General features: G+C 69.0%; 18 protein-coding genes, 1 rRNA gene and 1 riboswitch. Of the genes, 5 read left to right on the forward strand and 14 right to left on the reverse strand.

Going from position 1 to position 21,545, the window contains the following annotated elements; genetic code table 11:
- Nucleotides 1-87 precede the first annotated feature (87 nt).
- Nucleotides 88-897, forward strand: a complete 810-nt coding sequence (locus ACFWM2_RS11435) for a PhzF family phenazine biosynthesis protein (protein WP_383276385.1) — start codon at nt 88-90, stop codon at nt 895-897.
- Between the two features lie 237 nt (nt 898-1,134).
- Here the strand turns inward: ACFWM2_RS11435 and ACFWM2_RS11440 are convergent, their stop codons facing one another.
- Nucleotides 1,135-1,935, reverse strand: a complete 801-nt coding sequence (locus ACFWM2_RS11440) for a CPBP family intramembrane glutamic endopeptidase (protein WP_383276388.1) — start codon at nt 1,933-1,935, stop codon at nt 1,135-1,137.
- A 186-nt stretch (nt 1,936-2,121) separates the two neighbouring features.
- Between ACFWM2_RS11440 and ACFWM2_RS11445 the strand changes: the two genes are divergently transcribed.
- The gene (locus ACFWM2_RS11445) at nt 2,122-3,885 is read left to right on the forward strand and encodes a substrate-binding and VWA domain-containing protein (RefSeq protein WP_383276391.1); all 1,764 of its coding nucleotides are present in this window, start codon (nt 2,122-2,124) and stop codon (nt 3,883-3,885) included.
- 41 nt (nt 3,886-3,926) lie between these two features.
- Here ACFWM2_RS11445 and ACFWM2_RS11450 read toward each other — a convergent pair whose 3' ends face one another.
- On the reverse strand, nt 3,927-5,444 hold the full coding sequence (locus ACFWM2_RS11450) for a glutamate--cysteine ligase (protein WP_383276394.1): 1,518 nt from the start codon (nt 5,442-5,444) through the stop codon (nt 3,927-3,929).
- 492 nt (nt 5,445-5,936) lie between these two features.
- Here ACFWM2_RS11450 and ACFWM2_RS11455 point away from each other — a divergent pair, with 492 nt between their 5' ends.
- Together ACFWM2_RS11455 and ACFWM2_RS11460 are read left to right on the forward strand one after the other, a co-directional pair.
- Nucleotides 5,937-6,521, forward strand: a complete 585-nt coding sequence (locus ACFWM2_RS11455; protein ID WP_383276397.1) for a hypothetical protein — start codon at nt 5,937-5,939, stop codon at nt 6,519-6,521.
- Nucleotides 6,522-6,908: 387 nt separating this feature from the next.
- Nucleotides 6,909-7,115, forward strand: a complete 207-nt coding sequence (locus ACFWM2_RS11460) for a DUF5999 family protein (protein ID WP_383276400.1) — start codon at nt 6,909-6,911, stop codon at nt 7,113-7,115.
- 95 nt (nt 7,116-7,210) lie between these two features.
- On the opposite strand, the gene gcvP is transcribed toward ACFWM2_RS11460, so the two are convergent.
- Complete coding sequence (gene gcvP / locus ACFWM2_RS11465; RefSeq protein ID WP_383276403.1) at nt 7,211-10,096, reverse strand: aminomethyl-transferring glycine dehydrogenase; 2,886 nt, start codon at nt 10,094-10,096, stop codon at nt 7,211-7,213.
- A gap of 184 nt (nt 10,097-10,280) precedes the next feature.
- Nucleotides 10,281-10,377, reverse strand: a riboswitch (glycine riboswitch).
- A gap of 114 nt (nt 10,378-10,491) precedes the next feature.
- Here gcvP and ACFWM2_RS11470 point away from each other — a divergent pair.
- Entirely contained in the window at nt 10,492-10,863 is a 372-nt protein-coding gene (locus tag ACFWM2_RS11470; RefSeq protein WP_383276406.1) for a PRC-barrel domain-containing protein, read from the forward strand.
- Here the strand turns inward: ACFWM2_RS11470 and ACFWM2_RS11475 are convergent.
- From ACFWM2_RS11475 to rrf, 11 genes are all read right to left on the reverse strand, one after another.
- Nucleotides 10,785-12,296 carry a DNA polymerase IV gene (locus ACFWM2_RS11475; protein WP_383276409.1) on the reverse strand — a complete coding sequence of 504 codons (1,512 nt, stop codon included), beginning with the start codon at nt 12,294-12,296 and terminating at the stop codon, nt 10,785-10,787. The two genes, ACFWM2_RS11470 and ACFWM2_RS11475, sit on opposite strands and share 79 nt — an antisense overlap.
- Before the next feature lie 133 nt (nt 12,297-12,429).
- A complete protein-coding gene (locus tag ACFWM2_RS11480) occupies nt 12,430-13,062 on the reverse strand; it encodes a MerR family transcriptional regulator (protein ID WP_383276412.1) in 633 nt (210 codons plus the stop codon).
- 236 nt (nt 13,063-13,298) lie between these two features.
- Nucleotides 13,299-13,772, reverse strand: coding sequence for a bifunctional nuclease family protein (locus tag ACFWM2_RS11485; protein ID WP_006123076.1), 474 nt, complete (start codon nt 13,770-13,772; stop codon nt 13,299-13,301).
- Between the two features lie 83 nt (nt 13,773-13,855).
- Nucleotides 13,856-14,611 (reverse strand): MerR family transcriptional regulator, encoded by a 756-nt coding sequence (locus tag ACFWM2_RS11490; protein ID WP_383276415.1) that lies wholly within the window; start codon nt 14,609-14,611, stop codon nt 13,856-13,858.
- Between the two features lie 42 nt (nt 14,612-14,653).
- Nucleotides 14,654-15,628 carry an FHA domain-containing protein gene (locus ACFWM2_RS11495; RefSeq protein ID WP_383276536.1) on the reverse strand — a complete coding sequence of 325 codons (975 nt, stop codon included), beginning with the start codon at nt 15,626-15,628 and terminating at the stop codon, nt 14,654-14,656.
- A 61-nt stretch (nt 15,629-15,689) separates the two neighbouring features.
- The gene (locus tag ACFWM2_RS11500; protein ID WP_383276418.1) at nt 15,690-16,568 is read right to left on the reverse strand and encodes a DUF881 domain-containing protein; all 879 of its coding nucleotides are present in this window, start codon (nt 16,566-16,568) and stop codon (nt 15,690-15,692) included.
- 5 nt (nt 16,569-16,573) lie between these two features.
- Entirely contained in the window at nt 16,574-16,906 is a 333-nt protein-coding gene (locus ACFWM2_RS11505; protein WP_003988855.1) for a small basic family protein, read from the reverse strand.
- Complete coding sequence (locus ACFWM2_RS11510) at nt 16,903-17,802, reverse strand: DUF881 domain-containing protein (RefSeq protein ID WP_383276421.1); 900 nt, start codon at nt 17,800-17,802, stop codon at nt 16,903-16,905. The genes ACFWM2_RS11505 and ACFWM2_RS11510 overlap by 4 nt, the downstream gene beginning before the upstream one ends.
- A 99-nt stretch (nt 17,803-17,901) precedes the next feature.
- Nucleotides 17,902-20,397 carry a sugar phosphate nucleotidyltransferase gene (locus ACFWM2_RS11515; protein ID WP_383276424.1) on the reverse strand — a complete coding sequence of 832 codons (2,496 nt, stop codon included), beginning with the start codon at nt 20,395-20,397 and terminating at the stop codon, nt 17,902-17,904.
- Nucleotides 20,398-20,508: 111 nt separating this feature from the next.
- Nucleotides 20,509-21,117 (reverse strand): CDP-alcohol phosphatidyltransferase family protein, encoded by a 609-nt coding sequence (locus tag ACFWM2_RS11520; RefSeq protein ID WP_383276427.1) that lies wholly within the window; start codon nt 21,115-21,117, stop codon nt 20,509-20,511.
- 151 nt (nt 21,118-21,268) lie between these two features.
- Nucleotides 21,269-21,385, reverse strand: a 5S ribosomal RNA gene (gene rrf, locus ACFWM2_RS11525).
- Between the last annotated feature and the right edge of the window lie 160 nt (nt 21,386-21,545).

Genomic DNA, 21,545 nt, shown 5'->3' on the forward strand with positions numbered 1-21,545 from the left:
CAGCGCGGACCCGCGGACCCCGCATCCGGTCCAGAAGCCCCGAATTGGCCTTGGCCGCCCGCTTCGCACCGGCGCTAACTTCGGCTCATGCGGATTCGAATCGTCGACGCCTTCACCGACCGTCCCTTCGCCGGCAACCCGGCCGGGGTCCTGCTCCTGGACGCCTTCCCTGACGACGAGTGGCTCCAGAACGTGGCGCGCGAGGTCAACCACGCCGAGACGGCGTACGCGCACCGCCTCCCCGAGGGCGGTGCGGCCGACTGGGCGCTGCGCTGGTTCACGCCCGCCACCGAAGTCGCGATGTGCGGCCACGCCACGCTGGCTACCGCGCACGTGCTGCACACCACCGGCAGCCACGAAGGGCCGGTGCGGTTCGCCACCCGCAGCGGCGTCCTCATCGCGACACCCCACGAGGACGGCTCCCTCACCCTCGACTTCCCGACCGCGCCGCTCACTCCCGTCGAGGTCCCGGAGGGCGCCGCCCAGGCCCTGGGCGCCGCGCCGCTCGCGGCTTTCGACACCGGCCCGAACGTGGGCGACCTGCTCGTCGAGCTCACCGACGAGAAGACCGTCCGCGGCCTCGCCCCGGACCACAAAGGTCTCGCCCGGCACTCCCAGCGCGGAGTGATCGCCACCGCCCGGGCCGAAGACCCGACCCGGGGATACGACTTCGTCTCGCGCTGCTTCTTCCCGAACGTGGGCATCGACGAGGACCCGGTCACCGGCAGCGCCCACACCGCGCTCGCCCCCTTCTGGTCCGAGCGCCTCGGCCGGCCGGCCCTCACGGGCCTGCAGGCCTCCCCCCGCTCCGGCCTCGTCCGCACGGAACTGCGCGGCGACCGCACCCTGCTCACCGGCCGCGCGGTCACCGTCATCGAGGGCGACCTGCTCGCCTGACGGCGCGGACAACAGGCGTACGACTGCGGAGGCCGCCCGGGTTCGACCGCCAGGAACGGCCCGCGCCGCAGGGTGCGCTCGGGACGGCCGGGCGCCAGGGTGCGCTCGGGACGGCCGGGCGCCCGCAACAGCCCGACAACGCCCGCGGGGGGCGTACGAACACCTCGTACGCCCCCCGCGGACAAGCCGCTTTCGCCACCTCGTACGCCCCTGCGGACGAGCCCGGTCCGCGCGGGCTCACGCCGTGGGCAGCCACCCCACCTTTCCGGCCAGCAGCGCGTAGCCCACGAACGCTCCGATGTCGAGCAGCGAATGGGCGACCACGAGAGGGCCGACCCGCCCCCAACGCCGGTACAGGTAGACGAAGACCAGGCCCATCGCCATGTTGCCGAGGAACCCGCCGATTCCCTGGTAGAGGTGGTACGAGCCGCGCAGCACCGCACTCGCCACCAGCGCCGTGCCCGGCGTCCACCCCAACTGCCCCAGGCGGCGCAGCAGATACCCGACGACGATCACTTCTTCGAGGACCGCGTTCTGGATCGCCGAGAGGATCAGGACCGGGTACTTCCACCAGACGCCGGGCAGCGCCTCCGGCACCACCGTGAGGTTGAAGCCGAGGCCCCGGGCGGCCAGATAGAAGGCGATGCCCGTGCTGCCGATCACCGCGGCGATGGCGGCGCCGCGGCCGAGGTCGGGCCAGGGCCGCGTACGGTCGAAGCCGAGCGTGCGCAGCCCCGTCCCTTCCCGCATCAGGAAGTGCGCCACGAGCGCGACCGGCACCAGCGCGGAGGCGATACCGAACAGCTGCCAGGCCAGATCCAGCCAGGGCCGGCCCGGCGCGGCCGAGGCGTTGAGGGTGGCCGCCTGGTCCCTGAGACCACCCGGTTTGGTCACCGATCCCACAAAGCTGATCAGTGCCGAGACCCCGCTCGCACCGAGCGAGAGTCCGAGAACGAGCAGGGTCTCGTCCCGGAAAATCCGTCGTGAGGGCCCCTCTTCAGGAAAAGATCCGGCCACCGACCCCGCCTCCACCTGCACTCCCGCCGCTAGTTGAGTAATCCCGTCTCATGCCCATCTTTGCCCCGCTAGGGTCTCGAAAGAAGTTGCGAAGATCGTGCGCGACAGGCCGTTGGGGGGACGGGCACCATACGGGGCGTATCTCCCCTGTGCCTGCCATTCGGCTGCTTCACGGTTCACCGTTCACCAGGGAGGGGCTTCATCGGCATGGGACGACACAGCTTGCCCGACGGGTACGGCGCGGGCACCGCCGACCCCCGGCCACGCGTCCGCCGCCGCAACGTGGCCCTCGCGACCGCCCTCGTTCTCGCCGTCGCGGCGGGGACCGCCGCCGCCGTCCGGGGCGGGCTGCTCTCCTTCGGCTCCTCCTGTCAGGACCAGGCGGTGCGGCTGAAAGTCGCCGCTTCCCCCGACGTGGCCCCCGCCCTCAAGGCCGCGGCCGCTCACGCCCGTGACAACGACATCACCTCCGACGGCCGCTGCCTGGACATCAGCGTGACCGCACGCGAGGCGTACAAGGTCACGGACGCGCTCCGCTCGGGCAAGCGGTCCGACGTCCAGGTGTGGGTGCCGGACTCGGACCTGTGGGTGCAGCGTGTAACCGGTGACAGCAAGGCGACCCAGGTCACCGAGGCCGGCAACGTCGCCTCCTCGCCGGTCGGCGTGGCCGTGGTGCCGACGGCCGCCAAGTCGCTCGGGTGGCCCGCCAAGACGTACACCTGGACCGAGTTGGCGGGCGCCGCCATGCAGGACGACCGGCTGAAGCTCGGTGCGGCCGACCCCTCGCGCAGTGCGGCCGGCCTGCTCGCGCTCACCCGGCTGAGCTCCACCACCGGCGCGGCCAAGGGCGAGGACACCCAGGTGGCGGCCATGGCGAAGGCGTTGTCGCAGCGGACGGCCGACAGTGACAGCCAGGTTCTGGAGACCCTCCCGCGTGACTCCTCCGGTGCCGAACAGGGGAACCCGAAGCGCAACCAGGCGCTGGTCCTCTCCGAACAGGCGGCGTTCGCCCACAACGCCGCGGCGGACAGCGCGGACAAGCTCGACCTCTTCTACCCGAAGGACGGCTCACCGCGCCTCGACTACCCGCTCACGCTGGTCGACGAGTCACGGCTGACCACGGATGAGAGCCGTGCCGCCCTGCGGTTCATGACCCTGCTGGACCAGCCGGACGGGCGCGCGATCCTGGCGAAGCACGGCTTCCGGACGCAGGCGGACTCCGCCCCCGACGCGCTGATCACCCGGGCCGGCGGCCGCGCCCCGCAGCCGTACGCGGAGTCCGCGCCCGAACCGGCCTCGGCGAAGGCGCTCCAGGAGGCGCTCGGCATGTGGACGATCACCGTGCAGAGCGCCCGCGTCACCACGGTCGTCGACGCCTCCGCCTCCATGACGGAAGAGGTGCCGGGCACCGGCCAGTCCCGGATGGACGTCACCAGGGCATCGCTCCTGCAGGCCCTCGCCACCTTCACGCCGGAGGACGAGATCGGGCTGTGGAAGTTCTCCACGAAGCTCGACGGGAACCGCGACTACCGCGTGCTCGTACCGACCGACCGCCTCGGCGACCGCAAGGGCAGCGGCACCCAGCGGGACAAGCTGTCCGCCGCGTTCAGCGGCCTCAAGCCGGTGCCTGGCGGCGCGACCGGTCTGTACGACACCACGCTGGCCGCGTACAAGGCCGCCACCGAGTCGTATGTGAAGGGCAAGTTCAACGCGCTCGTCATCCTGACCGACGGGGTGAACCAGGACCCGGGCAGCGTCTCGCGCTCCACCCTCGTGGACGAGCTGGAGCAGTTGGTCGATCCGAACCGTCCGGTGTCCCTGATCGCCATCGCCGTGGGCCCGGACGCCGACAAGGTGGAGGTCGAGCAGATCGCCAAGGCGGCCGGCGGCTCGGGCCACGAGGTCAGTGAGCCCTCGGGGATCCACTCGGTGATCCTGAAAGCCATCGTGGAGGCGGGCAGCCGGAGCTGATCCCCCGGCGCACAACCACCCGCCGCCGCGAAGCCCCGGCATCAGCCGAGCGGCACCGGCTCCGGCAGCCCCACGGGCCACGTGTGCACCGGCTCCCCCGCGTGCATCAGCTCGCTGTACCTCTTCGTCGTCGCGGCCAGCGCCGCCTCGCGCCCGAGCCCCTTCTCCAGGGCGCGGTGGAAGGTGGCCGCCTGCCAACTGGCGCCGTTGACCCGCCGTCGGCACCGCTCCTCGATCACACCCAGGTAGAAGTCCCGGTCGACGGGCTCCACGCCCCATGCGTCGAGCCCCGCGGCGGCCAGCGGCAGCAGTTCGTCGCGCACCAGATGCACGGCGTCCACCTGGGCGGTCCCGCCGTACCGGCCCCGGCGCGGCCACTCCAGGCGCGCGTCGATGCCGTCGCGGCAGGCAGCCTCGAAGTTGGCCGCGGCCGCCTCGAAGGGCAGCCGTGTCCACACGGGCCGCGACTCGTCGGCGAGCGCGCGGACGACGCCGTAGTAGAAGGCGGTGTTGGCGATGACGTCGGTGACGGTGGGTCCGGCGGGCAGCACGCGGTTCTCGACACGCAGATGAGGGACGCCGTCTGCGATGTCGTACACCGGCCGGTTCCAGCGGTAGACGGTGCCGTTGTGCAGCACCAGTTCGGAGAGCTTCGGGATGCCGCCGGCGTCGAGCACCTCCAGCGGGTTCTCGCCGTCGCAGATCGGCAGGAGCGCCGGGAAGTAGCGCAGGTTCTCCTCGAAGAGGTCGTAGGCGGACGAGATCCACCGCTCCCCGAACCAGGTGCGCGGCCGGACGCCCTGGGCCTGCAGCTCGGGCGGCCGGGTGTCGGTGGACTGGAGGAACAGCGGGGGCCGCGACTCCCGCCACAGCTCGTGACCGAACAGAAACGGAGAGTTGGCACCGATCGCGACCTGCGCCGCGGCGACCGCCTGCGCGGCGTTCCACACGTCCGCGAACCGCCCCGGCGTGACCTGGAGATGCAACTGCACGGAGGTGCAGGCGGCTTCGGGCGCGATGGACCTCGACGTACAGACCAGACGCTCCACACCGTCGATGTCGAGCGCGAAATCCTCGCCGCGAGCTGCCACGATCTGGTCGTTCAACAACGTGTAGCGATCGCCGTCCGAGAGATTCGAGGAGACCAGGTCGTCACGGCCGAGTGTCGGCAGAATCCCGATCATCACGATTCCGGCGTCGACTTCGTTCGCTTTTCGATGGGCATACGCGAGGGAGGTGCGCAACTCCTCGGAGAGCTGGTCGAATACCCGGCCCGCCAAACGGTGTGGAGCGATGTTCACTTCCAGATTGAACATGGCGAGTTCTGTTTGGAAATCTTTGCTCGCTATCCGCTCCAGTACTTGCGCATTCATCATTCTCGGCATGCCGTCGGGCCCGGCGAGATTCAGCTCGATCTCCAGGCCCATCAGATTCTTCGGGCGCTCGAACCGCTTCTCGTCCAGCAGCCGCTCCAGTCCCGTCAGACACTGCCGGAGCTTGCCCCGGTAGCGCTGGCGGTCGGACAGGTCGAACGAGCCCGCCGCGACCTTCTCTCCCATCGGGGTATCCCTCCTCGGATGGGCAGGCCGACGCTCCGCCCGCGATGTCGTCCACGGTCACGGGGGATGATGCCCCGGCAACGCGATCCATAACGTCCCCGGTGGACCCCGTGGCCGCTACTCTGGACACGAGTACCCCCAGGCACATTCACCAGGCATGGGGCAGGGCGCAGTTTCGGCCCGCCGTGCGCTCGTGAAAAACGCCGACGAGAATCGGCCGACCGCTGCGGCACGACATTTCGAGGTCAGCCCCGCGGCACCGCCGCGAAACGGGGATGAATCCCGACCTATCCGCGACCGAATAGGTCCTTGTTCTTCATCTGCGGAACAGGTAGACGAAACATCGTCTGAACACGTGTCGTATAAACTCCGCAATCGGGGCAGAGAGTTGGCGATCCGTCCTGCATTCGCCTCCTCTGACCCCGAGAGCTGACAGCGCCGTCCGCCCCCGCCCTCGCGCCACCCTGCCTGTCGAATGAGAGGCGACCCACCATGCCGCTGCACGTCCCTCCGGCTCCCGCGCCCGCCCTGCGCTCCGTTCTCACGGCACTCGGTTCTCCCACCGCTGTCCGTGAGGCCCGCACGCCCTCCTTGCGCAACGCGCAGGGACCAGCCACACCCGAATTCCCGTTGCCCGTACACGTATGGGACCGGATCACTCCCGAGGGCGCCTCCGCCACCCGGCTTGCCGGGTGGCGTTTTCTGATCCGCTGTGGCGAGCGCGCGGTCGCCGCGGCGGAGACCATGCTGACCCCCGACGGCTGGGCCTTCTCGCACTTCTTCGAGGGCCCGTACATCGCCTCCACGGAGCGCGCACTGCGCCAGGCGGAGAACATGAAACAGCCGTATCAGGCACGGCTCCTGTCGGTGCCCGAGCTGTACATGCTCACGCTCTGGCTGCACGGCGACTGCACCGCGGACGGCGCCACCGGCCACCCCGCCGCCACCGATCTGCTGGTGCCGCTGGCGCCCGCGCCGCCCGGTATCGCGGCCCACCGCCCGCACCGAGTGGCGGAGCTGCTGCCCGTGCTCACCCACCGGGTCGCCCCGGCCCCGCTGCTCGGCTCGCCCGCGTAATCGGGCCCGCTGACAGCAGAAAGGTCACCTCAAGCGCACCACTCCGTGCCCTGCAGCCGGTCGACGGCTGCGGGGCACGCGCTCTTACGGGCTCCCCCGCGCTCGTAAGAGGGCGGAAGGCACCTTCGTACCGTGTGGACTAGTCCTATTCGGCCCCCCGGAACCACCCGAACTGACAGTGCAGTTGGGATGAACCGTCCGCACGGGTGATGCGTCATCAACCTGTGAGAAGTGCTGCTGCGAAATACCTGCGGATTGACGCCCGTAGGGCAACACTGGTTCCGGACCGACTTATTCAAACGGGGGGCGGCCATGAACAACGTTTCGAGCCGCAGGACAGACAAGACAGCCATCTCACACGTCACGACAGAGCGAAAGATCCCATCCATGTGCCAGCACCAGCCACCGTGCCCGACAGCCGACTCAGCAGACCGGGAAGCCGCCCTCCACGTGGCGCACCACCCGGAGCAGGGATGGAGCCTGCTGTGCAACGGCGTTGTGCTCTTCGAGGACACCGGTGAGCTCCTGCCCGACGGCAAGATCATCGACCCGCACCGCCCGCTGGGCACGGAGCAGGTGATGACGGCCGCCTGAGCCGCACAACAGGGTGGCCCGACAGCCGCCCGGACAGATGAGGGGCCGGCCCGGAGAAACACTCCGAACCGGCCCCGGCGTATGTCCGAGGGTGACTACTCTTCGTAGGCGTCCAGCGGCGGGCAGGAGCAGACGAGGTTCCGGTCGCCGTACGCCTGGTCGATGCGGCGCACCGGCGGCCAGTACTTGTCGGCGGCCGAGACACCCGCCGGGAAGACCGCGTCCTCACGGCTGTACGCGTGCTCCCAGTCGCCGCCGAGGGCCGCCGCGGTGTGCGGAGCGCCGCGCAGCGGGTTGTCGTCGGCGGGCCAGTCGCCCGCGCCGACCTTCTCGACCTCCGCACGGATGGCGATCATCGCCTCGCAGAACCGGTCGAGCTCCACCAGGTCCTCGGACTCGGTCGGCTCGATCATCAGCGTGCCGGCCACCGGGAAGGACATCGTCGGCGCGTGGAAGCCGTAGTCGATCAGCCGCTTGGCGATGTCGTCGACGCTCACGCCGGTGGCCTTGGTCAGCGGGCGCAGGTCGATGATGCACTCGTGCGCGACGAGCCCGCCCGGGCCGGTGTAGAGCACCGGGTAGTGCGGCTCCAGGCGCTTGGCGATGTAGTTGGCCGAGAGCACCGCCACCTGCGTGGCACGCTTCAGGCCCTCGCCGCCCATCAGCCGGACGTACGCCCACGAGATCGGCAGGATGCCCGCGGAGCCCCAGGGCGCCGCGGAGATCGGGCCGACACCGGTCTTCGGGCCGGCCGCGGGCTGCAGCGGGTGGTTCGGCAGATACGGCGCGAGGTGGGCCCGCACACCGACCGGGCCGACGCCCGGACCGCCGCCGCCGTGCGGGATGCAGAACGTCTTGTGCAGGTTCAGGTGCGAGACGTCGCCGCCGAAGTGCCCCGGCTTGGCGAGCCCGACGAGCGCGTTGAGGTTGGCGCCGTCGACGTACACCTGACCGCCCGCCTCGTGCACCTGGGCGCAGATGTCGGCGACGTGCTCCTCGAAAACGCCGTGCGTGGAGGGGTACGTGATCATCAGTACGGCGAGTTCGTCACGGTACTGCTCGATCTTGGCCCGCAGGTCCTCGACGTCGATCTCGCCGTCCCCTGCGGTCTTCACGACGACGACCTTCATGCCGGCCATCACCGCGCTCGCGGCGTTCGTGCCGTGCGCGGAGGAGGGGATGAGGCAGATGGTGCGCTGCTCGTCGCCGTTGGCGCGGTGGTAGCCGCGGACCGCGAGGAGGCCCGCCAGCTCGCCCTGCGAACCGGCGTTGGGCTGCAGCGACACCTTGTCGTACCCGGTGACCTCGGCGAGCCGCTCCTCCAGCTCACGGATGAGCGTGAGGTAGCCCTGCGCCTGGTCGGCAGGGGCGAAGGGGTGCAGCTGGCCGAACTCGGGCCAGGTGACCGGCTCCATCTCCGTGGTCGCGTTCAGCTTCATCGTGCAGGAGCCCAGCGGGATCATGCCGCGGTCGAGCGCGTAGTCGCGGTCAGAGAGCCTGCGCAGGTAGCGCAGCATCGCGGTCTCGGAGCGGTACTGGTGGAAGACCGGGTGGGCGAGGTAGTCGTCGGTGCGCAGCAGCCCCTCGGGCAGCGTGTCGGTGGCCGACGCGTCCAGCGCCGCGATGTCGCCCTCGACGCCGAACGCGGTCCAGACGGCGCCCAGTTGTGCACGCGTGGTGGTCTCGTCGCACGCCATCGACACATGGTCGGCGTCCACGAGATGGAAGTTGACGCCCTGGTTGCGCGCGTCCGCCACGACCGTGGCGGCCCGGCCCGGGACCCGCACGGTCAGCGTGTCGAAGTACGCGCCGTGGACGACCTCGACGCCGCCGGCCTTCAGGCCCTCGGCGAGGATCGTGGCGTAGCGGTGCGTGCGCCGGGCGATCGTCTTCAGGCCCTCGGGTCCGTGGTAGACGGCGTACATGCCGGCCATCACGGCGAGCAGCACCTGCGCCGTACAGATGTTGCTGGTCGCCTTCTCACGGCGGATGTGCTGCTCACGGGTCTGCAGGGCGAGGCGGTACGCCTTGTGTCCGTCCGCGTCGACGGACACGCCCACGAGCCGGCCCGGCAGGCTGCGCGCGAACTTCTCGCGCACCGCCATGTATCCGGCGTGCGGACCGCCGAAGCCCATCGGCACACCGAACCGCTGGGTCGTACCGACCGCGATGTCGGCACCGAGGTCACCCGGGGCGGTGAGCAGGGTCAGGGCGAGCAGATCGGCGGCAACGGTGACCACGGCGCCGAGTTCGTGCGCCTGCTCGATGACGGGCTTGATGTCGCGTACGGCGCCGGAGGCACCCGGGTACTGGATGAGCACACCGTTGATCTCACGCTCGGCGATCCCGGCCGGGATGCCCTCGCTCAGGTCGGCGACGACGACCTCGACGCCCGTCGGCTCGGCACGGGTCTGGATGACCGCGACGGTCTGCGGCAGCGCGTCCGCGTCGACCAGGAACAGGCCCTTCTTGTTCTTGCCCATGCGCCGGGACAGCGACATCGCCTCGGCGGCGGCGGTGCCCTCGTCGAGCAGCGAGGCGCCGGAGGTCGGCAGACCGGTCAGCTCGGCGACCACGGTCTGGAAGTTGAGGAGCGCCTCCAGGCGGCCCTGCGAGATCTCCGGCTGGTACGGCGTGTACGCGGTGTACCAGGCCGGGTTTTCCATGACGTTGCGCAGGATCACCGGCGGCGTGAAGGTGCCGTAGTAACCGAGGCCGATCATCGAGTCGAGGACCTGATTGCGGTCCGCGAGGGAGCGCAGCTCGGCCAGGACCTCGGCCTCGGTGCGCGCGCCCGGCAGCTCCAGGGCGTCGGCGTTCTTGATGACATCCGGGACCGCGGCGGCCGTCAGCTCGTCGAGCGAGCCGTATCCGACCTGCGCGAGCATCTTCGCCTGGGCTTCGTGGTCGGGCCCGATGTGACGCTGCTCGAAGGGGATGCCCTGTTCGAGCTCGGAGAGCGGAATGCGGTGGGCGGTCATTGCGGAGGCCTCCTGGTCTGACGCGACCTTCGAGGGGCACCCCGGCACGGGTACCCCGACGGCCTCCCCCTCTGTCATCTCGACCTGAGAGCTTCACCGGCCCGTCCCAACGCGCTGACGACCCGGCTTTCACCGTCGGTGAGAGCGGGAGTTGTGGAACCCCCGCCCTGCTTTCCAGAGTGACCTCGTCCGTGCGGTACGTGAGCCTGAGAGATTCCGGGGAGGATTTGCTCCTTCGGCGCCTCCGGGTGTTGTCCGGAGGACTCTCCCGCACGGGGTCAGCAGCCGCTTGCCAGCCTACCAGCGAGGGCAACGCACGGGCTTTCGAGTGGCCACCTTCCTGAATGTGCTCTTTTGTAGTGCTTACGGATGAGTTGCGACCATGAGGAGGTCCCGTGCAGACCGACATCGATCCACGCAACCTGATCGGCCGCAAGGCGTTCGACCGCAAAGGGACCAAGATCGGCACCGTCGACGAGGTCTATCTCGACGACGCCACCGGAGTGCCCGAGTGGGCGGCCATACGCACCGGCCTCTTCAGCCGCGACGCCTTTGTCCCCCTGGAGCCGAGCGAGCTGGTGGAGGGCTCCCTCCAGGTCCCCTTCGACCGTGCCCTGATCAAGGACGCCCCCGACTTCGGGGTCGGCCGCCACCTCTCCCCCGAACAGGAAATCCAGCTCTACCACCACTACGGTCTCGACGTGGCGTCCCCGCCTCCCCCGCCGGACCGCGACTTCGGAAGACTCGCGGGCTCCGACGAGGGCTGACCGGACCGCTCCTCAACGGCCTCCGCCGCATCCGTCACCGGCCCGACCGCCCGTCCCGAGCCGCCCTCCGGCGCCGCCCGGACCTGTGCCACCAGGGGCAGCGGATCCGCCGGCTCCAGCTGCGGATCGTCGGTCCGGAACGTCCGTACGCGCCCGGGCTCCGAGTACGGCGTCTCGAACCGCACGGTCACCCTCCCCAGCCCGCTGCCCTGCACCCATCCGTGCCCGAACTCCGCATGCCGTACGTCGTGCCCCGCGGGCCACCGCCGCTCGGCGGGCGGCTCCGGCCCGGGCTCCGGCGCGGGGTCCTGCGCTGCCTCCCCGTCCGGCAGCTCCAACGCCGGCAGCTCTTCCGCGGCGGCCTGCGCCTGCGCGAAGAGATCCTCCTGTGTGAAGTCGGCGAGACCGGTGACGCCGACACCGAGCAGCCGCACCCCGCCGGTCGTGTCCACGGAGTCCAGCAAGCGCGCGGCGGCCTCCCGCACCACCCCGGGATCGTCCGTGGGCCCTCGCAGCGTCTCCGACCTGGTCAGCGTGGAGAAGTCGTACCGCCGGACCTTGAGCACCACCGTCCGCCCCGAACGCCCGGCGCCACGCAGCCGCTGCACGCACCGGTCGGCGAGCCGCTGAACCTCCAGGCCGACCCGCACCCGGTCATGGATGTCCACGTCGTACGTGTCCTCGACCGACACCGATTTGGTCTCGCGCTCGGCCACCACCGGCCGGTCGTCGTGGGCCAGCGCCATGGCGTACAGCGCATGCCCGTGGGCCTTCCCCAGCAGCCGTACCAGTTCGTCCTCGCCCGCCTCGGCGATCTCCTCCACCGTGGTGATCCCGCCCCGCCGCAGGTGGTCCCCGGTCGCGGGTCCCACGCCCGGCAGCGTCCGCACCGACATGGGCCCCAGCAGCGCCCGCTCGGTCCCGGGCTCTATCAGCACCAGCCCGTCCGGCTTGGCCTGCTCGGAGGCGATCTTGGCGAGCATCTTGGAAGCGGCCAGCCCCACCGAGCCCGTCAGTCCGGTCACAGCACGGATGTCCGCGCGCAGCTGCACGCCCACGAGCCGCGCCGATCCCTCGTCCCAGGCCACCCCACCGGCCTCCAGATCGACGAACGCCTCGTCCAGGCTCAGCGGCTCCACCAGCGGCGACAGCTCCCGCAGCAGCCCCATCACCTGCTCGCTGGCCTCCCGGTAGATCTCGAAGCGCGGCACGAGATACGCGGCGTTCGGCGCGAGCCGGCGTGCCTGGGCCATGGGCATCGCCGAGTGCACCCCGAAGACCCGTGCCTCGTACGAGCAGGTGGAGACGACTCCACGTGGTCCGAGCCCGCCCACGACCACCGCTTTCCCGCGCAGGCTCGGCTTGGATGCCTGCTCCGCCGAGGCGAAGAAGGCGTCCATGTCGAGATGCAGGATCGTGGGCGCGGTTCTCACATGTCCGATGCTGCCCTACGCCACTGACAATGCCCCGGCAAGCCGGGGCATTGTGTACCGCGCTGTGCGGCGCTCACGGCCCGGCCATGAGCGGCCGGACCGGCGATGGCGCCGCGACGAGGGGTGACCGCCGTCAGACCGCGCGGTTGCGCCGCCGCGCCAGTTCGTCCGTGGGATTGTGGCCGACGAGCGTCTCGCCCGTGTCGACCCGCTCTCCGTGCAGCTGTGACAGCGCGCTCTCCACGTCCCGCCAGACGACACCCACGGCGATTCCGAAGATGCCCTGGCCACCCTGGAGCAGTGCGTGCACCTCGTCGGGTGACGAACACTCGTAGACCGTCGCACCGTCACTCATCAGCGTCATCCGCTCGAGGTCCAGGAATCCGCGCTCTTTCAGGTGCTGGACCGTGGTGCGGATGTTCTGCAGCGACACCCCGGTGTCGAGGAACCGCTTGACGATCTTCAGGACGACGACGTCCCGGAAGCTGTAGAGGCGCTGCGTCCCCGACCCGTGAGCGGGCCGCACGCTGGGCTCGACCAGGCCCGTACGGGCCCAGTAGTCCAGCTGCCGATAGGTGATGCCCGCGGCCGCGCACGCCGTGGGACCGCGGTAACCGATCTCCTCGGAAGCCGCCCCTCCGTCCGGTACAGCCGCCGGCCGCTGTGCGGCTTGGCCGACCGTGCTGCCGTGAAGCGGGTACGGGCCGCCATCCCCCAGACTCCGTCCGGGGGCACCCCCGACCGTACCGTCGCCGCTGCTTCTCACGCCGACCTCCGTCCTTGACCTGCCTTCTCGACGGTAGGCAGTCACCAGGGGTGCGTCAACGATCGCCACACTCGGCACGCCGAGTGATAATCACCCTAGGAGTGGTTTCCCGTGCCCCACCGCGGGGAAAGGCTAGCCGAATGCTCTCGGCGCGGCCCGCAAGACGCCTCACTGGCCCCGGGCAATTGCCGGCTGCAGCGTCCCGACACGCCGGCACGTCATAGGCCGACCGGGGGTCACTGGCTGTTGGTCCCGAAGTCCTCGGGAGAGATCTGGTCGAGGAACTCGCGGAACTTCTCCACCTCGTCCTCCTGCTCGTCCGGGATCGCGATGCCGGCGTCGTCGAGCACACCGTCGCTGCCGTAGATCGGCGTACCGGTCCGCAGGGCCAGCGCTATGGCGTCGGACGGCCGGGCGCTCACCTCGACACCACTGGCGAACACGAGCTCCGCGTAGAAGACGCCCTCACGCAGGTCCGTGATGCGTACTTCGGTGAGCTCCTGACCGACTGCCTCCAGCACGTCCTTGAACAGGTCGTGGGTCAGCGGTCGCGCGGGGGCCATGCCCTGCTGGGCGAAGGCGATCGCCGTCGCCTCCCCGGGCCCGATCCAGATGGGGAGGTAGCGGTCGCCTCCCACTTCACGCAGGAGCACGATCGGTTGGTTGGAGGGCATTTCGACCCGGACACCTACGACATCGAGCTCGTTCACACAGCAACCCTAGGCCGTGCCCGGGACGTTTGGGTAGTCGGGCACGGAACGGGTGGACGATCCGCCACCGGCGAACACCCGGCTCAGGGCAGTCGCACACCGAGCGCGGTCCGCACCAGCGCGGCGTGCAGCTTCATCGTGAGCCCCGCCAGTTCCTTCGTACGGGCTTCGGCGTGAGCCCTGGTCTGCGGGTTGCGGTGGCGCTTCAGCGGGGCGACCACTTGGTCCACGAGACCTGCTTCACGGTCGGCGGCGGCCTTCATCGCCCGCAGGTGCCGTGGCTCGATCCCGGACCGCCCCAGCTCGACGACGAGCGCGGCCACGGCGACCACCTCCGCGTCGTACCCGCCGTCCGGCAGCGGTGCGACAAGACCGTACGACTCCCATTCGTCGAGCTCCCGCTCGCCGATCTCGGCGGCGGCGAGCAGCTCGTCACGGCCGATACGGGCCGCCGTGGGAGCCTCGGGCTCCCCGAAGAGGTCACCCAGGCGTTCGTCGTCCCCGGGACCGCGCTGCCGGCCCAGGGTGGGCAGCCGCACCTCTTCCCCGCGCCCCAGGGCGTCCAGGTGCTCGCGGATCACCTTCAGCGGCAGATAGTGATCCCGCTGCATCCTCAGTACGTGACCGAGGCGCTCGACGTCCTCCGGGCTGAACTTGCGATACCCCGACGCGGTGCGCTGCGGCTCGATCAGCCCCTCCGACTCCAGGAACCTGATCTTGGAGATGGTCACTTCGGGGAACTCGTCGCGCAGCACGTTCAGCACCGTGCCGATGCTCATCAGCCCACTGTCCGCTGCGGCGGTACCACTGCCGGCACCGCCGCTCGGTGTTTGAAGCATGGACCTTCCTGGGGGTCCCCCCGGACCGTGTCCGGGGGAGGGTCAGATGCCCCGCTGGCTCGCGTAGAACACCAGCCGGTACTTGCCGATCTGCACCTCGTCACCGTTCGACAGAGCGACCTGGTCGATCCGCTCCCGGTTGACGTACGTGCCGTTCAGGCTGCCGACGTCGGCGACCGTGAACGAGCCGTCCGCGGCGCGGCGGAACTCCACATGGCGACGCGACACCGTCACGTCGTCGAGGAAGATGTCGCTCTGCGGATGGCGCCCGGCCGTGGTCAGCTCACCGTCCAGCAGGAAGCGGCTGCCCGAATTCGGCCCACGGCGCACCACCAGCAGCGCCGAACCGAGCGGCAGCGCGTCGACGGCCGCCTGTGCCTCCGGGGAGAGCGCCGGCGTCGCCGTCTGGCCCGTCACCTCGGCGTCGTAGGCCTCGAGGCCGGAGATGGAGATCGTGGACGTCGTCTCGGACGGACGCTCGGGGACCGAAGCGCCCCGCAGCGGCGCACCGCAGTTGGAGCAGAACCGGCTGTTCTCCGCGTTGCGGTTACCGCACCTCGTACACACCAGGGCCGACATGGACGGATCCTCCTGCCGCGGCTGCCCGCCAGGGGCATGGGACGCGTACGGATCGGAGGCAAACTCTCCACCCGTACTTGAGGTTGACGGATCCCCGAAACCTATGCGGCCGGATGCGGCAGGGTCAACAGACGGCGCGCCCTGACCACCGGGAATGTCACCACCCGGACCAGCGACCTGGTCCCGGAACAGGGGGCGGTCACCGCTCTGCCCCTCCGCGTCTCCGGGGCGCGGTGCACGATGACGGGCAGTCGCGTTGTCATTGCCCTCTCGTGCGCTCTTGCCGAACAACTTCGCAAACAACTTCACGGGCGATTCCCCTTGACCGAAACAGACCCGCCCGTGGGGCAGGACGAACCCTGATTGAACACACCGGTCGACCCGGACATCCTCACAACGTCCGTATCCACCTGACAGTTTCCACCACGCACCACCCAATCGGTGCGTCGACCCCCCGCAACCTCCTGCCCTCCCCCGGCAGCCCGCATGCGCCCGCCGTTCACTGGGACGACGACCGAGCGTAGTCAGGCCGCTTCGCAGCTCGCAAGGCATCGACGACGATCTTCGTCGAGCGATCCACCGTCACGGTGGCCTGCTCCTTCTCCAGCGTCTGCACCACGCCTCCGGGGATGTTGAGCGCGGGCTCCAGGTCCTGCGGCTTGCCGATCACCTTGAAAACGTAGGGCTGGGTGATCTTGTTCCCGTCGACGCTCACTCCGCTCCCGGAATCCGTCAGATAGGTGCTGGCGACCACCCGCACACCGTTGACCTGGATCGCTTCGGCCCCGGCCGCGCGCAGCTCCTGGATCGCGTCGAGCAGCATGTCCGCCTGGACCGTCCCCTTCGCGTCGTCGATCGTCAGCGTGATGCCGGGTCCCTGCGCCGCCACCGTGCCCGCCAGAATGCCGAGTTGCTTCTCCTTCTCGACCGTCTGCTTGCGGGCCTCCTCGGCCTGGTTCGAACTGTTCCGCAGCTCGGTGCGCTGATCCTCGAGACGCTGCTTCTCGTCCTCAAGACGCTGCGTACGGTCATCGAGTTCATCGAGGATGCGTACGAGATCCTCCTGGCGGGCGCCGCGCAGGGCGCTGCCGCTGTCGCTGTTGGAGGCCACCTGTACGGCCAGACCGAAGCCGAGGCCGAACAGCAGCACGGCGACGATGAGTTGGGCGCGCGTCACCCGCGGCGGCCACAGCCCCTCGACCAGCCGCTGACGGCCGCCGAGCGAGGGCTCTGGGGCCTTTTCTTCCTTCTCCGGTTCCGGTTCCGGCTCCGGGGCGGCGGCAGCCCCCGCGGGGACCTCTTCGGGAAGTTCCTTGCGCAGCCGGTTCTCCGGAGTCCCGGGGACCTCGGAGCCCTTCGGCGTCTCGTCGTCGCTCATCGGCCTCACGCCCGGAACACGTGCCGGCGGATCGCCGCGGCATTGGAGAAGATACGGATACCGAGGACGACCACGACACCCGTGGACAGCTGGGCACCGACGCCCAACTTGTCGCCCAGGAAGACGATCAGCGCCGCCACGACGACGTTGGACAGGAACGACACCACGAAGACCTTGTCGTCGAAGATGCCGTCGAGCATCGCGCGCAGCCCCCCGAACACGGCGTCAAGCGCCGCCACGACGGCGATCGGAAGGTAGGGCTCGACAACCGCCGGAACCTCGGGCCGGACCAACAATCCAGCCACGACTCCCACGACGAGGCCCAGTACGGCGATCACGATGTGCCCTTCTCTGCGCTTGGCTCTGCTGTACGTACGATCACACTCGGTGCGGCGGGCAGCCGGACATCGTCCTCCACGGAGATGCTGGTCCGGATGTCGAAGTTCTCGTGCAGCGCGTGCAGATACTGACCGTCGGCGCTGTTCTGGAACTTGGTGCTCAGCCTTTTCCCGTCCCCCACCGCGAGCACCGTGTAGGGCGGCACCAGCGGTTTGTTGTCGACCAGTATCGCGTCACCGGCGGCCCTGATCGCCGACAGCGCCGTCAGTCGCTGTCCATTGATCGAGATGGCCTCGGCGCCCGACTGCCACAGCCCGTTGACGACCCGCTGCATGTCACGGTCGCGCACCCGGCCCGTGTCCGAGAAGTCTGATGTCTCCCGCGGATCCCCGTTGCCGCCACCGGAGCTGGCCTCCTTGGCGTCGTTCACCACGAGCTTCACACCGGGGCCGTGCACCGCGGTGGCACCGGAAAGGATGCTCACCAGGTCGGCCTGGTCGCTGCCGCCGTCCTCCTTCAGCGCCGCACGCTGCCGCGCGCTCACATCGTCGCGCAGGGTGTCGACGCGGTCTTCCAGCTTGTCCGCGGACGCCGTCTGGCGCTCGATCCGGTCGATCAGCTCCTGGCGCTCCTTGGCGACAACGGGAGCCGCGACCCGCGCCTGCGCCGCCCCCACGGTCACCACCAGCGCCGCGAGCACCAGACCGGCCGCGAGACCGAGCTTCGCCCGCACCGTCTTCGGCATACCACTGGTGCCCTCCGCCTCCTTGCGGGCGGCCGCCTCGGCATATCCGTCATCAAGGCTGTGATCCATGACGTTGGTGAGCAGCGACATGGAGGCGTCCGGGCGCGGGGGGCGCGTGGGGGTGCTCCGAACGGGGGGCTGCTGCGGCATGCCGCACATCGTCGCATGTCGCGGGTACTACCTCCGAACGGCCCCACCGGCGTGCCGGACAGGCCCCCTTGGGGGCACTTGTCCGGCACGCGCGTGTGGCTATCGCCCGGCGCTGTCCACGATCGCCGACCACTCGTCGAGCAGAGCCTGGGCGGACGCGTCGTCCGGCCCCTCGGCCCACAGATGTGTGACCGCCTCGGCCGGGTCAGGGAGCACCATGACCCAGCGCCCGTCGGTCTCCACGACCCGCACACCGTCGGTCGTGTCGACAAAGCGATCCCCGGCCGCCTCCACGACCCGGCGCATCACAAGTCCCTTGACGGCCCAGGGAGTAGCGAGATCACGCTTGAGGACGTGCGCCCGCGGAATCCGCGCGTCGATCTGGCTGAGGGTGAGCTGCGTCCGCGCCACCAGCCCGATGAGCCGCACGAAGGCAGCCGCACCGTCGAAGACGCTGCTGAACTCCGGAATGATGAACCCACCACGGCCGTCGCCACCGAAGATCGTCGCGTCGTCGCGCCCGACCCGCGTCAGGTCGTCGGGCGAGGTCGTCGTCCACTCGACCTGCGTCCCGTGGTACGCCGCCACCTGCTCCGCGATCCGTGTAGTGGTCACGGGTAGCGCCACCCGCCCACTGCGCCGCTCCGCGGCCACCAGGTCGAGCATCACGAGCAGGGCCCGGTCGTCCTCGACGATCCGCCCCTTCTCGTCCACGAGCGAGAGCCGCTCACCCACCGGGTCGAAACGCACCCCGAAGGCAGCCCGAGCGGACGCCACGATCTCGCCCAGCCGCACCAGCCCGGACCGGCGCGTGTCACCCGTCTCCGTCGGCCGTGACTCGTCGAGCCCTGGGTTGATGGTCAGCGCATCGACACCCAACTTGCCCAACAGGCTGGGCAGCACAAGACCGGCGCTGCCGTTCGACGCGTCCACGACCACCTTCAGGCCGGAGTCGGCGATCCCAGTGGTGTCGACATTCCGCAGCAGCGATCCCGTGTACGAGTCGAAGACGCTCGCCGGGAAGTGCAGATCCCCGATCTCACCCGGGAACGCGCGCCGGTACTCCTGCCGCGCGAAGACGCGGTCCAGCTTCCGCTGACTCGCCTGCGAGAGATCGGCACCCTGCTCGTCGAAGAACATGATGTCGACGGAGTCGGGCACACCGGGCGTCGTCCGGATCATGATTCCGCCGGCACTGCCTCGGGCGGTCTGCTGCCGGGCCACCGGCAGCGGTACGTTTTCCAGGTCGCGTACGTCGATGGCGCTGGTCTGCAGCGCCGAGATGACCGCCCTCTTCAGCGCGCGAGCACCTCGGGAGTGGTCACGAGCCGTCGTGACGGTCGAGCCCTTCTTGAGGGTCGTCGCATATGCGCCGGCAAGACGCACGACGAGCTCCGGCGTGATCTCGACGTTCAGGATTCCGGAGACTCCGCGGGCGCCGAAGAGATGCGCCTGGCCTCTCGACTCCCAGATCACCGACGTGTTGACGAAGGCGCCGGCCTCGATCGTCTTGAAGGGGTAGACGCGGACGTTCCCCTGGATGATCGATTCTTCGCCGACGAGGCACTCGTCACCGATGACGGCGCCGTCCTCGATTCGCGCGGCCCGCATGATGTCGGTGTTCTTACCGATCACGCAGCCGCGCAGATTGCTGTGCTGCCCGATGTACACGTTGTCGTGCACCACGGCCCTGTGCAGGAAAGCCCCGCTCTTGACCACGACGTTCGAGCCGACGACGGTGTGCTCGCGAATTTCCGCGTTCGCCTCGACCTTGGCGTAGTCACCGATATAGAGCGGTCCACGGAGTACTGCGTCGGGGTGCACCTCGGCACCCTCGGCGACCCATACGCCCGGCGAGATCTCGAAGCCGTCGAGCTCGACGTCGACCTTGCCCTCAAGGACGTCGGCCTGCGCCTTCACATAGCTCTCGTGGGTACCGACATCCTCCCAGTAGCCCTCGGCGATATAGCCGTAGATGGGCCTGCCTTCCTTCATCAACTGAGGAAAGACGTCACCGGACCAGTCGACGGAGACATCGGCCTCGACATAGTCGAAGACCTCCGGCTCCATCACGTAGATGCCCGTGTTCACCGTGTCCGAGAAGACCTGGCCCCAGGTCGGCTTCTCGAGGAAGCGCTCGACCTTGCCCTCCTCGTCGACGATGGTGATACCGAATTCCAGCGGATTCGGCACACGGGTCAGACAGACGGTGACCAGACCACCTTTTTCCTTGTGGAAATTGATGAGGTCCGTGAGGTCGAAGTCGGTCAGCGCATCACCGGAGATAACGAGGAAAGTGTCGTCCTTCAGCGCTTCCTCGGCGTTCTTGACGCTCCCAGCGGTACCGAGTGGCTTCTCCTCATTGGCATAGGTGAGCTCCATCCCGAGCTCCTCGCCGTCACCGAAGTAGTTCTTGACCAGCGAGGCCAGGAACTGGACGGTAACAACGGTCTCGTTGAGCCCATGCCTTTTGAGCAGCCGCAGCACGTGCTCCATGATCGGGCGGTTCGCCACGGGCAGGAGCGGCTTGGGCATGCTTGAGGTCATAGGGCGAAGGCGTGTGCCTTCGCCTCCGGCCATCACGACGGCCTTCATGTCGGAAGCGTCCTCCTTGAAGAGACGGTCTAGCCGACTTCACCCGTCCAAATTGTCCCGCACTTTTCGTCCGCGGGCCAACGAGCCACTACAGCCGCGCAATGGGCGAGCTCAATCGGCCATGGTGTCCGTCGTGACAAGACGACGGACCTGAACCACGTAGAGGACTCCTGCCCACCAATACAGGGTTGTACCCCATCCGGCGAACGCCCATCCGAAAATAGCGCCGAGTGACGCGATCCATCCGCTTGCGTCACTGAGCAGCAGCAACGGGAAGGCGTACATCAGGTTGAACGTCGCGGCCTTCCCCAGGAAGTTCACCTGCGGCGGCGGGTAGCCGTGACGTCTGAGGATGCCGACCATGACCAACAGAAGCAGCTCTCGCGCCAGCAGGATGCCAGTCAACCAAAGTGGCAGGATCTCGCGCCAGGTGAGGCCGACGAGGGTGGACAGAATGTAGAGCCGGTCGGCAGCGGGGTCGAGCAGCCGGCCGAGACTGCTGATCTGGTTCCAGCGTCGGGCAAGCTTCCCGTCCAGATAGTCAGTGATGCCACTCAGCATGAGCACCAGCAACGCCCAGCCGTCACTCTTGGGGCCGCCGAACTCCGGCCAGAGGATCAACCACAGGAAGACAGGCACGCCGACGAGACGCGCCATGCTGAGGATGTTCGGGATGGTGAGGACCCGGTCTGTCTGGACGCGGGTCTCCTGGACCTCCACCCGGGGGCCTCCTGTGGGAAACGAGCCAACGATGCCCCCTGACCTTACCCGCAGCCTTCCCACCGCGGCGCGGAGGGGTGGAGGCGTTGCCGGAAAACAAAAAAGCTCCGGCTCTTGGGCAAAATGCCCAAGAGCCGGAGCTCTAAAAGAAGCTCGGCGGCGTCCTACTCTCCCACAGGGTCCCCCCTGCAGTACCATCGGCGCTGTAAGGCTTAGCTTCCGGGTTCGGAATGTAACCGGGCGTTTCCCTTACGCTATGACCACCGAAACACTATGAAACTGTCAACCGGAGCCGTGGCATAGCTACGACGGTTGTTCGTGGTTTCAGAACCAACACAGTGGACGCGAGCAACTGAGGACAAGCCCTCGGCCTATTAGTACCAGTCACCTCCAGCGGTTACCCGCCTTCCAGATCTGGCCTATCAACC

The sequence above is a fragment of the Streptomyces sp. NPDC058371 genome, from assembly GCF_042723265.1.
Classification (GTDB): Bacteria; Actinomycetota; Actinomycetes; order Streptomycetales; family Streptomycetaceae; genus Streptomyces.